Genomic DNA, 14,641 nt, shown 5'->3' with positions numbered 1-14,641 from the left:
TCAGGACAGAAGCCCCACTATAGCAATCCTATTTGAGATGCAAACAAAAAGGACAAGGGAGACAAGGAGGACAAGGGGGACAAGGAAGATAAGTATTTATAATTCATTTAGGGTTGCTATATATGGGTTGTTCACAAAAGAACCTGACTTTTGACCATTGACTTTTGACTTTTGACCACCCTTGTGAGGGTTTTTGTGTTCGGTGCGTAAGTCCTAGATTTGATAGTTAAAAATCTAATATCTTGGCAACGTAGACAAGAATATGCGGAGCGCAATCAGATGCATTACCAAATCATCACGCAAATATGCAACGCCTACTTTGATGTGCCCATATCATCACACATATTGCGATCGCTCTTTTCTACCTGTTGGTTATAGTGCAGATAATCTCTAACCGAATTGCAAGCAGTCACTATCAAATCATCTAAAAGTGCATCTATATCTAAATCATTAATATCCCACAAAATTATGTTATTGTCAGCGCTACCAGAAGCCAGGGTATCGCCATCGGGGCTAAAAGCCATAGTTTTTATCCCAGCCTCGTGTCCTATCAAAGTTCGTTTAAGATTACCCTGAAAATCCCAGAGTTTAATTGTCTTATCTTCGCTGAGAAAAGCAATAGTTTTACTATTTGGGCTGACAACTATTTTTGCCAACTGATTCTCATTTACTTTGAAGGTGTGGAGTTGCTTCCCTTGTAAATCCCATAAAATTATTGCCCAGTCTGCACTCATAGAAACCAGATTTTGGCTATCTTGGCTAAAAACTATATCTTTAATTCCTGCTTGATGTCCTTTGAAAGTAGCTAGTTCCTTACCTTGTAAATTCCACAGTTTGATAGTCTTATCTTTACTACCAGAAGCGATAATTTTACCATTAGGACTCAAGACTATAGTTGTAATTTCTGCTTGATGTCCTTTGAAGGTAGCTAGTTTCTTACCTTGTAAATTCCACAGTTTGATGGTCTTATCTTTACTACCAGAAGCGAGAATTTTATCGTTATGGCTGAAGACTATAGTTGTAATTTCTGCTTGATGTCCTTTGAAAGTAGCTAGTTCCTTACCTTGTAAATTCCACAGTTTGATGGTCTTATCTTTACTACCAGAAGCGAGGATTTTATCGTTATGACTGAATATTATAGTTGTAATTTCTGCTTGATGTCTTTTGAAATTAGCTAATTCCTTACCTTTTAAATCCCAAAGTGTGATGGTTTTGTTTTCATTCACAGCAGCTAGATTTTTACTATCATGGCTGAATACTATATCTATAATTTCTGCCTCACCATTTTTGATAGTAGCTAGTTCTCTACTCTGTAAATTCCAAAGTTTAATGGTATTGTCTTCACTTGCTGATGCGAGAGTTTTACCATCCGGGCTAAACTTAACTGCATATACAGTATCCCGATGTCCTTCGAGAATATGCTTACCTTTTAAATTCCAAAGTTTAATGGTATTGTCTTCACTTGCTGATACTATAGTTTTACCATCGTTGCTAAAAGCAACACTAGTGACAGCAGCTTGATGTCCTCTCAAAGTTTGCAATTTCTTACCATTTAAATCCCAAATGATGATAGTACGATCTAGACTTGCAGAAGCTAGATTATCACTATGGGGACTGAAGGCAACACTGGTAATACCAGCCTCATGACCTTTAAATTTATGCAATTGATTGCCCTTTAAATCCCAGATAATAATAGTTTTATCGTCACTACCAGAAGCCAATTTTTGACTGTCGGGGCTAAAGGCGATGCTGGTAATAGCAGCCTCATGCCCTTTGAATGTTTGCAGTTGCTTACCATTCAAACTCCATAAAATGATACTCTTGTCAACACTTGCAGATGCTAAAGTTTGACAATCTGGACTAAAAGCTAGACTAGTAACTGCATATTTATGTCCTCTCAATATTTGCGGTTGCTTCTGTCCTATATCCCAAATATGCGGCTTATTTTCCCTTAAATCCCAAAGTTGAATGAGATTGTCTTTAGTTGCAGCAGCGAGGAACTGACAGTTAGTTTTTTGTGAAAGATTATGGGGAGAAAAAACTACACTAGTAAATCCTGCTTGTTCTCCGGGGATAGTTACGTTGGATGGGGAATTAGTTTTTAAATCCCAAATTTTTACAGTTTTATCTTCACTAGTAGAGGCAATTGTATTACCATCAGCACTAAAAGCTACACTGGTGACAGCAGATTTATGTTCGTTAAAAGTGCGTAGTAATTTACCTCCTAAATTCCATAGTTTGACTGTATTATCTTTACTAGCAGAGGCAATATTTTTACCGTCAGGGCTAATAGCAATACTGGTAACTCCAGCTTGATGTCCTGTCCAGGTTTGTAGGAGTTTGCCTCCTAAATTCCAGAGAATGATATTATTATCCTTACTAGCAGAAACGAGGCCACTACCGTCAGGACTAAAGGCTAGGCTGGTGATATCACCCTCATGTCCTTTAAAAGTTTGCAGTTGATTACCATTTAAATCCCAAAGGATGACGCTATTATCTTCACTACCTGTGGCGATAGTTTGACAGTCGGCACTAAAAGCTAGAGTGGTGATTTTTGACTTATGCTTGAAGGGTTGTTTTTGCTGTTGATTTGGGTTGATATTTTTAATTGTAAAAATATTATCTTGAATCTGCGACTCTTGAATAGTGAATTGATTAGTTGCTAAGGCTTTTGTCAGTTCTTTATCCTGTAAATCCCAAAGCAAAATGGTATTATCTTTTGTTACAGTAGCAATAGTTTGGCGATCGGGACTGAAGACTAAATTAGTTTCTCCAGATTTATCTGCAAAGGAGGTTTTTGCCAGTTCCTTACCCTGTAAATCCCAAAATTTGACTGTGTGATTCTTTGTTGCTGTGGCAATAGTCTTACCATCGGGACTGAAGACTAAACTTGTAATTGCCGCATCCTCTTGATGGAAGCGTGTTGGTAGTTCATAGCCTTGTAAATTCCAGAGAATCACCCTACGATCCAAACTTGCTGTAGCAAGAGTATTACCATCGGGGCTGAATGCTAAACTTGTAACGGCTGCATCATGTTTGAGCAGAGTTCCTAACTGATGATTGGCTTGTAAATCCCAAAGTTGAACGGTTTTGTTGTGAATAACTGTGGCTAGAGTTTGGCTATCAGGGCTGAAGGCTACCTGAGTTACCCCTACATAATATTTGAGCCGAGATTTTGTTAATTCTTGACCTTGCAAATCCCAAAGTTTGAGAGTTTTATCTTTACTAACTGTGGCAATCATTTTACCATTGGGGCTAAAGACCACTGTTGTAGGCGTAGAACTATGTCCATTTAAGTAATTGCGTGCTTTTACTCCATCTATAGCTCGCTGTAACACTGCAATTACCTGAGCCAAAGAGTTAATTTGGTCTTGATTTTTAATAATTAAGCTGCTAACTTTTGACAAAAATTTCGTATCTTGGATAATTTTTGCCGACTTAATTGCATTGGTGAGTGCTTCTAAATCTTTGGCAGATCTAGACAATGACAAGGAACTTTGACGCAGAGAATCGGCTTTACTTAATTCAGCTTCATACCCTTTCTTCACAGCTATTAGCCCTAAACTAGTAGTCAAGAAGATCGCAACTGCTCCTGTGAAGATTGTCCATTTAATTTGAATGTCGCGACGACGACGGGCTTCTTGTTCTTGCTGTTGGCGATCGCGCAATTCTAGGCAACTTTGGACATAATTAGTTTCTAAGACGTTGAAAAAATTGGATTTAAGTAATTCTTGGGCGTTTTTTAAGCGTTCCCCGCGATGTACTAAATAGCTTTCTTCTTTTTGATTGTTTTCCCATTCTAAAGCTTCTTGACGAATCTTTTCGCGCAGTAGCAGTAGAGAACGGTTTTCATCTAACCAATTTAGCAACCTCGGCCAGTAACGAATTAAGGCTTCATGGGCGACTTCTACCTCTTCTCGTTGTGTGGCTGAATCTACACTAGTAACTACGAGGCGAGCGCCTTCACCTGCTAGTTTCTTAACCAGCTGTTGAATCAGCGCCTCATCATTCACAGTAGGAATTAATTCTTCTAACCAAACTCGGCGGCGGGTGTCGCGGCGTTTCTCTCCGGTTGGGGCTGAATCATCTAAGCGAGTTAAGCGAATAAAGATATTCTTGATTTGTTCTTTTTGTTGTGGTTCACATTGATCGTAAACAGCATCAGCAGTTTGCGCGATCGCTATTTTCACACCACCAATGGCTTCATACTCCATTGTCCTTAACCATCTGCCATGTCGCCGTTTCCACAACTCTAGCAGTGCATGTTGCAATAATGGCATCGCCCCTGGTTCACCTTGCACATCATCCAAAATCTGATTACTCAAGTCGGCTTCAAAGCGTAACCCTACTTGCGCAGCTTGCATTTCCATCGCCTTCCGTAGTTCGGCAGTATCCATTGGGCCGATCAATTCTTGGCGCGATTGCATTAACTGCTTCAGTTGGGGATAGGACGCACATTCACCCCAAAAGTCTGCTCGCATGGTAACCACAACTTTTTGCTGCTGGATAGTAAACAGCAATTTATCGATAAATTCTTGTCGGCGCTGATTGTCAGTACAGAGGGTGAACAGTTCTTCAAATTGGTCGATCACTAAAATTGCAGCTTGATTTTGCACCTCTAAGAAACTGGCTTGCATTTGCTCAATGGGGTTACAGTTGGGTGTCATGTATGCCATTTGCAAATCCGACTGTTTTTCCTTCAGCGCTGGAATTAGCCCTGCTAGTACCAAGGATGATTTACCACTACCAGAAGCCCCAAACACAGCTAAAAAATTGTCTTTTTCTAGCTTTTGTTGTAATTGTGCAACTAATTTTTCTCTACCAAAGAAAAATTTCTGATTTTCGACGCGGAAGGGATATAAGCCCAAAAAAGGACAGCGAGCATCGTAAATTGGTGGTTCCTGACCCAAGGCGACGGCGTTAAAACTGATATCAAGCACAGCAATAGAGAGATTGTTTACATCTTCTAGTGCCTGTTCTCGCTCTTTTCGGGCTTCTTTGCTCAAAGCTGCTAAATCTATATGCAGCAGATTTGTCAACTTTTCGACTCGGACTTCCAGCTTTGGTAACAGTATAGGCGATCGCTCTTGAAACAATACTTGCAACTGCTCTAAACCATATTTAATTTCGCTGTTAGTTAATTTGCGGTCAAGTTGGTCGCTAAACAAAGGTCGCCCACCCAAGCGGCTAAACAGAGCAGGGACAGTAATATCTTGCCGCTCTGCTAAGGATGCGGCTGCTTCTTGCAGTGCTAAATCTACTTCCCCTGATTTACTCAACTGCTCGTAAAATTTTGCCCCCAATACCAAAGCGGTTTTGACTGTGACTTTCTCCGTCATCGCAATCACCGCCGGCATTCCCAAATCCCGGACTAATCTTTGTCCTAAACCCCCCAATGCCGCTTCTGCTTCTGGGCTAGCACTTTCGCAAGTCGAAAGAAAGGTCAAATGTGGTAGCCCCTTACTGGCTGAGAGCGATCGCAATCTCTCAATTAAGCGCGTTCCTGTAACTGGGTCTACTTTATTCTCTGATGTTGCCCAGTAGAGAACTGTTTCGCCGCTATCCTGAATCACGCGACTATGACTGACGAAGTGCAGCAAAGTATACTGCTTTGTTCTATCTGTTAAGTATTTACACAACTCATCAATAGTCGGTTTGCCAATTGCACCTTCGACTGTAGCTAAGACATCACAGGGGATTTTACCTAATGCTTGCCGCACACCTGAGACTGCGGCTTCTACATCAAATGAGTCTAATTTATACCGTTCTATTTCCTGTGGGCTAGCTACTAAGATTAAGGCGCGTAAATCTCTCCTACCAATGGGGGGAAATCGACGGTCTGTAATCGCGGGGATATAAAGTGAATATGGTGTGCGCTGTTCTAGGCTTAATAAATGCCATCCGTCATCGATGTTGGCGCAGAGTCTTTCCCAACGCAGGGTTCTGATTTCTTTGTCTTCAGCTTCAATAAATAACAATACCCTGACTATGGCATCGGAATCCCGCAAAGCGCTGACAAAAGCGTCTCTGATTTCTTCTTTAAATAGTGCTTTCCCTAAAAATGTACCGTAGTCTTTGGGCTGTCCTAATAAACTAGTTAGTTGCTGAAAATCAGTAGATGTGAGTTCGAGAATTCCTTCCGAACGCGATGAGAGCAGTTCACCAGGGCGACTATGTTCTACAACAATCGGCCAGTGATTTGCTGATTTGCGCTGGATGTTTATCTCGAATGTGTTCATAAGTGCATATATGATGAAAATTATTAATTTTTGCCAATATCATCGCATATATGCCTATCGCTCTCTTCTACCTCCGCGCTATTGTGAAGATAATCTCGCGCCCAATTGCAAGCACTCACCATCAAAGAATCTAGATTCCAATCCCATAAAATCACGGTATTTTCACTAGCAAAAGCAATGGTTTTGCCGTCAGGACTAAATACTACATTATTGATAACAGCATCATATTTCCATGTTTGCAGTAACTTGCCGTTCAAATCCCAAAGTTTCAAGCTACTGTGTTTAGACTTGATATCGCCATAACCTGCTGTAGCGATAGTTTGGCCGTCTGGACTAAAGGCTACGCCTTTTACACCTTCCTGATGTTGAAATTTCCTCACTTGTTTGCTGCTGATTACATCCCACAGTTTGACGGTACCTTTACTTTCAGGGCTTGCAGTAGCGATAGTTTTACCATCTGGGCTAAATACCACGATTGTGACCTTTTGCTGGTCTGTTTTGATGGTTCGCTGTTTATTCTTTTTAAAATCCCAAAGTGTCACATTTTTGTCTTGACTAGCAAAAGCAATGGTTTGACCGTCAGGACTAAAGACCACACTTTTGATGGCATTTTCATGTTCTATAAAATTTGGTAGTTGATTGCCTTTTAAATCCCAAAGTTTCAAAATATTACCACTAACAGTAGCGATGGTTTGACCTTCTGGGCTAAAGATCATGCTATCGAACAAGTTCTCTTGTTTTTTAAAGATTGGCAATTCTTGACTGCTGCTTAAATTCCAAACTTTTATACTGTAATCATTGTTGACAGTAGCGATGTTTTGACCGTCTGGGCTAAAGACTACGCTGTTGACTTCATCTTGATCGGGAAAAGTTTTTAGTGGCTTGCCGTTTAAATCCCAAAGTTTCACGGTTTTGTCCTTACTAGCAGTAGCAATGGTTTTACCATTGGGACTGAATACCACACTGTTGATATTTTGTTGATGTTTCAAGGTTTGCGGTTGTGGGCTTTTGACATGCCAAAGTCTCACTGTTTTATCCCAACTAGCAGAAGCAATAGTTTGACCATCTGGACTAAATACCACGCTTGTGACTAAATTTTGATGTCCTTGAAAAGTTTGTAGTGGTTTTGGTGCTTTGCTTTTGATATCCCAAAGTTTTACTGTACTGTCACTACTACCAGAAGCGATGGTTTGACCGTCGGGACTAAATACCACGCTGTTGACTATATCATCATGTTTGAAGGTTTGGATGAGCTTGCCGTTTAAATCCCAAAGTTTCACTGTTTTGTCATTACTAGCAGTAGCAATAGTTTGACCGTCGGGACTGAAAGCTACGCTTTTAACCTCATCATCGTGTTTGAAGGTTTGGATGAGTTTACCGCTTAAATCCCAAAGTTTCACGGTTTTTTCATTACTAGCAGTAGCAATGGTGTCATCAGTTGGACTAAAGACTATGCTTTTGACCTCTTTGTCATGTGCTTTAAAAGTTTGGATGAGCTTGCCTTTTGAATTCCAAAGGTTGATGGTACCATCGCTATTTGCAGTAGCTATACTTTTACCACAAGGACGAAAGGCTACACTGGTGACAACTTGTTGATGAGGGTAGGTTTGAATAAGCTTGCCGTTAAAATCCCAGAGTTTTACAGTTTTGTCATTACTAGCACTAGCAATAGTTTTACCGTCAGGACTGAAGGCTACGCTGTTAACCTCATGATCATGTTTGAAAACTTGCAGTAGTTTGCCCTTTGAATCCCAAAGTTTCACAGTACTATCATTACTCAAAGTAGCAATGGTTTTACCATCGGGGCTATAGTCTACACTATTGACTAAATCCTCATGCTCAAGATTATTTTGTTCATTCACTCCATAAACTGCTTTCTGCAAAGCGCCTATAGCTAGGGAGTGGGTTAGGGACTGGGGGATTTTGAGATCTTTCAGTATTTTTCCAGCCTGAATTCCTTCTCTAAGTGCATCCAACTCTTGGTGAGAATCAAAGAGTGCTAAAGAAGATTGGCTGATGGCCTCAGCTTTAGTTATTTCAGCTCTTTGCTTTTGTGTTTCCGCTTCGTGTTTTTGTGCTTCTGCTGTTTGCTTTTGATACCAAGCTACTACTCCAAAAGTACCACTAACAATCACCGCAAAAACTGCTCCGATCGCAACTCCCCAAGCTGTTCTAATTTCTCGACGGCGATGCGCTTCTTTTTCTTGTTCTTGACGCAGGCGCAATTCTACACAAGTAGTTATGTAATTAGCCTCAAGTTGGTTGAGAAAACCAGCTTGCTTGGCTAAGGCATAAGCGTCATCTAATCTCCCACCACGATGCACTAAATAATTATCATCTTTTTCCTGCTTTTCCCAATCCAAAGCCGCCTGACGGATGGTTTCTCGTAGCTGCAAATTCGTCCGATTTTCATCTAACCAATTGAGCAACCTCGGCCAGTAGCGAATTAAAGCTTCATGGGCTACTTCTACTTCTTCTCGCTTTGTCGAGCCGTCTACGCTGGTAACTACCAATCTAGCACCTTCTCCTGCTAACCTATTGACTAATTCCTTAATTAGTGCAACTGTTCCACCCGCAGGTACTAATTCATCTAACCAAACTCGTCGGCGTGTATCTCTGCGTTTCTCTCCCTGGAGGGCGCTGTCATCTAAGCGGGTTAAACGAATGAAAATATTTTTAACTTGCTCTTGTTCTGGGGGTGATAATGTATTGTAAACATCATCGGCAGTTTGCGCGATCGCCATTTTCACACCACCAATAGCTTCATATTCCTTGGCTTGCAACCATCTACCATGTCGTCGCTTCCACAACTCTAGCAGCGCATGTTGCAATAATGGCATTGCCCCTGGTTCGTCTTTTACTTCATCCAAAATTGAGTTACTTAATCCGGCTTCAAAGCGTAAACCCACTTTGGCGGCTTGCATTTCCATCGCTTTTCGCAACTCAGCATTGTCCATTGGCCCAATTAACTTTTGTCGCGCTTCCATCAATTCTTTTAATTCGCGGTAGGGAGCGCATTCACCCCAAAAGTCTGCCCGCATGGTAATCACAACTTTCTGTTGCTGGGTTAAGTTTAAAACTTGCTCAATAAAGGCTAGACGTTCGTTTTCATCAGCGCAAAGAGTAAATACTTCCTCAAACTGGTCAATTACTAAAATAGGCGTTTTGTTAATAGTTGCGGCGACATTCCACTCTCTGGTTAAAGGTAAATAACTACCTGCTGAGTTAGTGACGAGTTCTGGCTTTGGTGCCCATTCGCTATCCACAATGGAATGTATTTCTTTTTCTACCCCAGCAAGAGTAGCTTGTAGTTGTGCGAGTGGATTATTATTCGGTGTCATATATGACACCACTAAATTAGGTTCTTTCTCCTGTAGCGCCGGAATTAGCCCAGCTAACACCACTGATGATTTCCCACTCCCAGAAGCACCTAACACAGCTAAGAAGTTATGCTCTCTCAGCTTTTGTTGCAATTGAGCAATTAATTTTTCTCGCCCAAAGAAAAATTCGCGGTTGGACTCGCGGAAAGGATACAAACCCAGGAAGGGACAACGAGCATCATAAGCAGGTGGTTCTTGTCCTAAAGCTAGGGCGTTAAAACTGAGGTCTACTATTTCCTCACAGAGAGTATTTATCTCTGCTAATGCTAGCTCTCGTTCATAACGGGCTTGTTTGCTTAAGGCTGTAATCTCTGTCCCTAAACAGGTGTATAGTTTCTGGGCTTGCTCTGAGAATCTCTGGCGGAGTGCAGGGGCGCGTTCTAACAATAACTTCTCAAATTGCTCTAAACCATGCTGAATTTCGGCGTTAGTGAGTTCTCTGTCCAGTTGGTCGCTAAATAAAGGTCGCCCACCCAAGCGGCTAAACAAAGCAGGGACAGTAATATCTTGCCGTTCTGCTAGAGATGCGGCTGCTTCTTGCAGTGCTAAATCTACTTCCCCAGATTTACCCAACTGCTCATAAAATTTTGCCCCTAATGCCAAAGCTGTTTTAACAGTGACTTTCTCCGTCATCGCAATCACTGCCGGCATTCCCAAATCCCGGACTAATCTTTGCCCTAAACCCCCCAATGCCGCTTCTGCTTCTGGGCTAGCACTTTCGCAAGTCGAAAGAAAGGTCAAATGTGGTAGCCCCTTACTGGCTGAGAGCGATCGCAATCTCTCAATTAAGCGCGTTCCTGTAACTGGGTCTACTTTATTCTCTGATGTTGCCCAGTAGAGAACTGTTTCGCCGCTATCCTGAATCACGCGACTATGACTGACGAAGTGCAGCAAAGTATACTGCTTTGTTCTATCTGTTAAGTGTTTACACAACTCATCAATAGTCGGTTTGCCAATTGCACCTTCGACTGTAGCTAAGACATCACAGGGGATTTTACCTAATGCTTGCCGCACACCTGAAACTGCTGCTTCTACATCAAATGAGTCTAATTTATACCTTTCTATTTCCTGTGGACTGGCTACTAAGATTAAGGCGCGTAAATCTCTCCTGCCAATGGGGGGAAATCGACGGTCTGTAATCGCAGGGATATAAAGTGAATATGGTGTGCGCTGTTCTAGGCTTAATAAATGCCATCCGTCATCGATGTTGGCGCAGAGTCTTTCCCAACGCAGGGTTCTGATTTCTTTGTCTTCAGCTTCAATAAATAACAATACCCTGACTATGGTGTCTGAGTCCCGCAAGGCGCTGACAAAAGCATCTCTAATTTCTTCTTTAAATAGTGCTTTCCCTAAAAATGTACCGTAGTCTTTGGGCTGTCCCAATAAGCTGGTGAGTTTTTCTAAGTCTGCTGATGTTAGTTCGAGAATTCCTTCCGAACGCGATGAGAGCAGTTCACCAGGGCGACTATGTTCTACAACAATCGGCCAGTGATTTGCTGATTTGCGCTGGATGTTTATCTCGAATGTTTTCATAATTTTTTAGCTAATAAAGACCCTGTCTACGACGAGTTATATACGATGTACAGCAGATTTTTGGTAAGGGCACTGTTCTGCTGCCCCTACCCGCGTACCTGATTATCAAGAAAGTGCGTAGTAGCTTTTGCTACTACGCACCTATGGTTATTTCAGCTTTTTCAACGCCTCTAATAAACTCATCACTCCAGAAATCGCCGCCTCAAGCTTTTCTGTGCGAGTTGCAGAAGCTTGATCGACATTTTGAATAAACTGTTCTAGGGCTTGATTTAAATCTGTCTGCGCCTTTTTAATTGCTGATGTATCACCAGTGCCATTAGAGGTAGAGGTATTTGGTGCAGCAATTGCAGCAGGTAATTTCACTGACTCTATGGTTTGTCGCTCTGAAGCATTTTGGCGATCGCTCACTACCAACCGCACTGCAGGATCGCCGACAATGGCATAACTACGAGCATCGTTGTTTGCTGTCCACATTCCTGCCAAGCTGACTGGATTGGCTGTCGCGCCAAATTTGATTTCTTCGAGTTCAGTACTCAAATCAGAAGACAGCTCGGCATACCGTTCATTGAAATACTCAACCGCAGACCCTACAGGATGACCCTCTAACAGCCGCTTTAAAGTACTTTCAAATACTGCTAACTGCTTACCTGTTTTCTCCCAAACAAACGAACAACCCCAAGCTCTTTCCACATGACCAATTACAGCTAAGGCTCCGCCGTTGGGATGGCTAAGTAACCGTCGCGGTAAAGGTGCAATAAATGCATGGGGAGCAATAGTGGCTCTTTCATTAGAGCCTTTTTGATGGGCAAATTCATCTAGTTTGGGCGTACCCGCACCGTAACAAGCAAAGTGAAACGCAATTAAGCCTAACAACCGCGCATCAGCGCCAACATCATCTGCTGAAAAGTAAAAGTCTTCTGGTATCGGCTTACCGCGCCATTGTATAGGGCCTGGCCAGTCTTGGCACAGTAGGGCACCTTGATGGCGTAATTGTCGTTCATCCCCATTGGGAAAACCCATACCATGACTACCAGTGAATAACAATGCAGGTGTGTCTTCACCGCCTAAGAGTTTCTTGAGTCTGGCTTTGGTGGCTTCTTGTGCCAGGATAGTTTCGACTTTCCAATCTTTTTGCTCTCCAACCATCCATTCAGCAAGAGGTTGAATTAAGTTCTTCGCACTTAATTGTGTAGCTGCATCACCACTGGTTTGGACACCAAAGAAGCTAGCCCGCCGAGGAAGTGAAAACCCTGGACTTTCAGCTTGTACAACGCTGCGAGCATATTGGGCATACTCTTCGGGGGTATCAAAGTAAATCCGACCAACTGCATACTGCACATCAAGTTGGTACTGAAAGCGATAGGGAATTGTTTCTGGATCGCCAACAATCAGCAGATAATAAGGCATTTTTTCTGGATCTGCTGGGCCAGGCCCAACTCCATGACGCGCTAAAAATGCATTCTTTGACTCACCAGGACGATAACCTCTAGGGCCAGTATATTCCTGATAATAATGGTCGTAATTTTTGGTTGCTTGTCTTTGGCGATGCTCTAGCAGTTCCTTGAGCGCTTCTTTAATAGCGGGATCGGCATTATAGGCAAAAATAACTCCCCAACCTGTTTCAGCCAAATTTTTCGGATCTACTCCTTCTATCGGGGCAAAGTCTGGTTCTAGACCTTTGACATGGAGATCCTTTTTCTTGAGTTCGCTAATTTCTATTGGGTCGAAGTCTTCGCCTTGAGCAATTCTCGCAACTTGTTCCGGCGTTAAAGGAGGTAACAAATAACCTCCGGAAGCGCCATCAATGCCATTGAAATATAGTTCTTCTGTAAGCTGTTCTACACTCATGCTCTTTGTCTCCTGATGTTTGTGCCAGATATGTCTTGTATTAAGAGGGCAGTGCTTACCCTACGGTGATTGAGAATGATGCTAAGAACTTGTAACTGCTAATTAACGAGGGCAGCAGACCAAACAGCATGAGCGACAGCAGGATTATCAATCGCGTTGTGTGCGCCGACAAAAGGATCGGGATTGGGAACAGTAATATAATTGCTGCTTTCTAAGTTGTAAATTTTACCTGGTTTAAAATCATAGGATTTGTTGGGGTTGAGCATATCGATATCCGTAATATCTAAATCTTCCCCTTGAATTCCATAGAAACCTATGCCACCGACACCTGGATAACTTGGTTTAGAGACATCAAAATGGATATCTTGGCCGATTCCTAATCCCATTGTTCCAGCTACAGGATAAGCTACCCTGACGGCATTGTCATAGCGAGATTGAGTTGTGATAATTGGCCCGGACACTTTGCGATCGCTAATGATGGGGTGAAAATAACCAGCCAGATTTTGTCTGTAGGGAACCTTGCCAGTATAAGACCAAAGCGATACAGCTCCCTGAATTAAGGCTAGAGAATTCACTGGGCGCACAAGTCTATTATTATCTTTTGTACCTGCAACTGTTGCCGATACAAAAATAGTCCCAAAGCTATGACCCATGAGGTGGAATCGGACGCGATCGTCTGCGACTTGTTGTAGTTTGGTCAATAAGTTAAAGCCACTAGTTTGACCAATTTTACGCGCCAGGTCTTTCATTTTCCAGAAAGATAACAATCTGGGTACATTCAAAAACTTATCCCAAGCTGATGCGATGGAATCGCCTATGCCAAAGCTGATTTCTTCGGTATTTTCTTCTAAGCTGGCTTGATATACAGTTTCCGGATCAAAATTTAAGGGTTCGGTGTCGTTCCATTCGGAAGTATCTTCACTTTGATTGTATGAGGATGCTTCCACAAGCAATACCTGATAAGCTGCGGCAACTTCTGGTGGTAAGTTTTCTGGTGGCGTGTCATATTCAATAGCCGCACTAAAAATTGTTCTGAGTGCTTCTCTACTAGCTTCTGTGTCTGAAACTTGACGAGCATAATCATCAATCAAATCATTCAATTGAGAGTCTGCTGTGTCAAAAGAGGGAATTTGAGCGTTTAAGTTTTCATTTCCCCAAGGCTTACTTGGCCAATGCAACCCAATAAGTAATGGACTAAACCCAGGTTGTAGCTGTTGCATTTTTTGAATGTCAGCTTGGTTATCTGCCATAGCTGCAATCCAGCGTTGGTATTGGTCTTTGGCAGCCGGAATGTCTCCTTGCCATCCATGACTCATCAAGAAAACATCTGTAATCGGCTGACTAGTTAAAACATCTAAGACTTGTTGACTAGTTAACTTGCCATTTTCTGGACGTTCGTGGCCTTTCTCATCAAAAGAAATTAGATAGTATTCCAAAGAAGTACCACGTACTTTTTCAAGCGCCATAGGTTAGCCCTTATACATAAAATCTTAGTAATAAACCATACTTCACTTATGAGGATAATACAACTTTTCTTAAATCCGGAAAGAGAAAAATAATCTACAAAATGCCGTATTTTTTGTATGTTTTTATACAAAAAATACGGCAATGATAAGAATGTATTAATCTCAAAAACCGCCT

General features: G+C 42.0%; 4 protein-coding genes. All 4 read right to left on the bottom strand.

Going from position 1 to position 14,641, the window contains the following annotated elements:
* Window positions 1-314: 314 nt before the first annotated feature.
* Complete coding sequence (locus H6G08_RS26895) at window positions 315-6,239, bottom strand: nSTAND1 domain-containing NTPase (protein WP_190548658.1); 5,925 nt, start codon at window positions 6,237-6,239, stop codon at window positions 315-317.
* 23 nt (window positions 6,240-6,262) lie between these two features.
* On the bottom strand, window positions 6,263-11,152 hold the full coding sequence (locus H6G08_RS26890; protein WP_190548657.1) for a DUF5711 family protein: 4,890 nt from the start codon (window positions 11,150-11,152) through the stop codon (window positions 6,263-6,265).
* 147 nt (window positions 11,153-11,299) lie between these two features.
* Entirely contained in the window at window positions 11,300-13,000 is a 1,701-nt protein-coding gene (locus tag H6G08_RS26885) for a hypothetical protein (RefSeq protein ID WP_190548655.1), read from the bottom strand.
* 98 nt (window positions 13,001-13,098) lie between these two features.
* Window positions 13,099-14,466 (bottom strand): hypothetical protein, encoded by a 1,368-nt coding sequence (locus H6G08_RS26880; protein ID WP_190548653.1) that lies wholly within the window; start codon window positions 14,464-14,466, stop codon window positions 13,099-13,101.
* Between the last annotated feature and the right edge of the window lie 175 nt (window positions 14,467-14,641).

This window comes from Calothrix anomala FACHB-343 (assembly GCF_014696435.1).
GTDB lineage: Bacteria > Cyanobacteriota > Cyanobacteriia > Cyanobacteriales > Nostocaceae > Aulosira > Aulosira anomala_A.
This window is presented reverse-complemented; position numbering and strand designations above follow the sequence as displayed.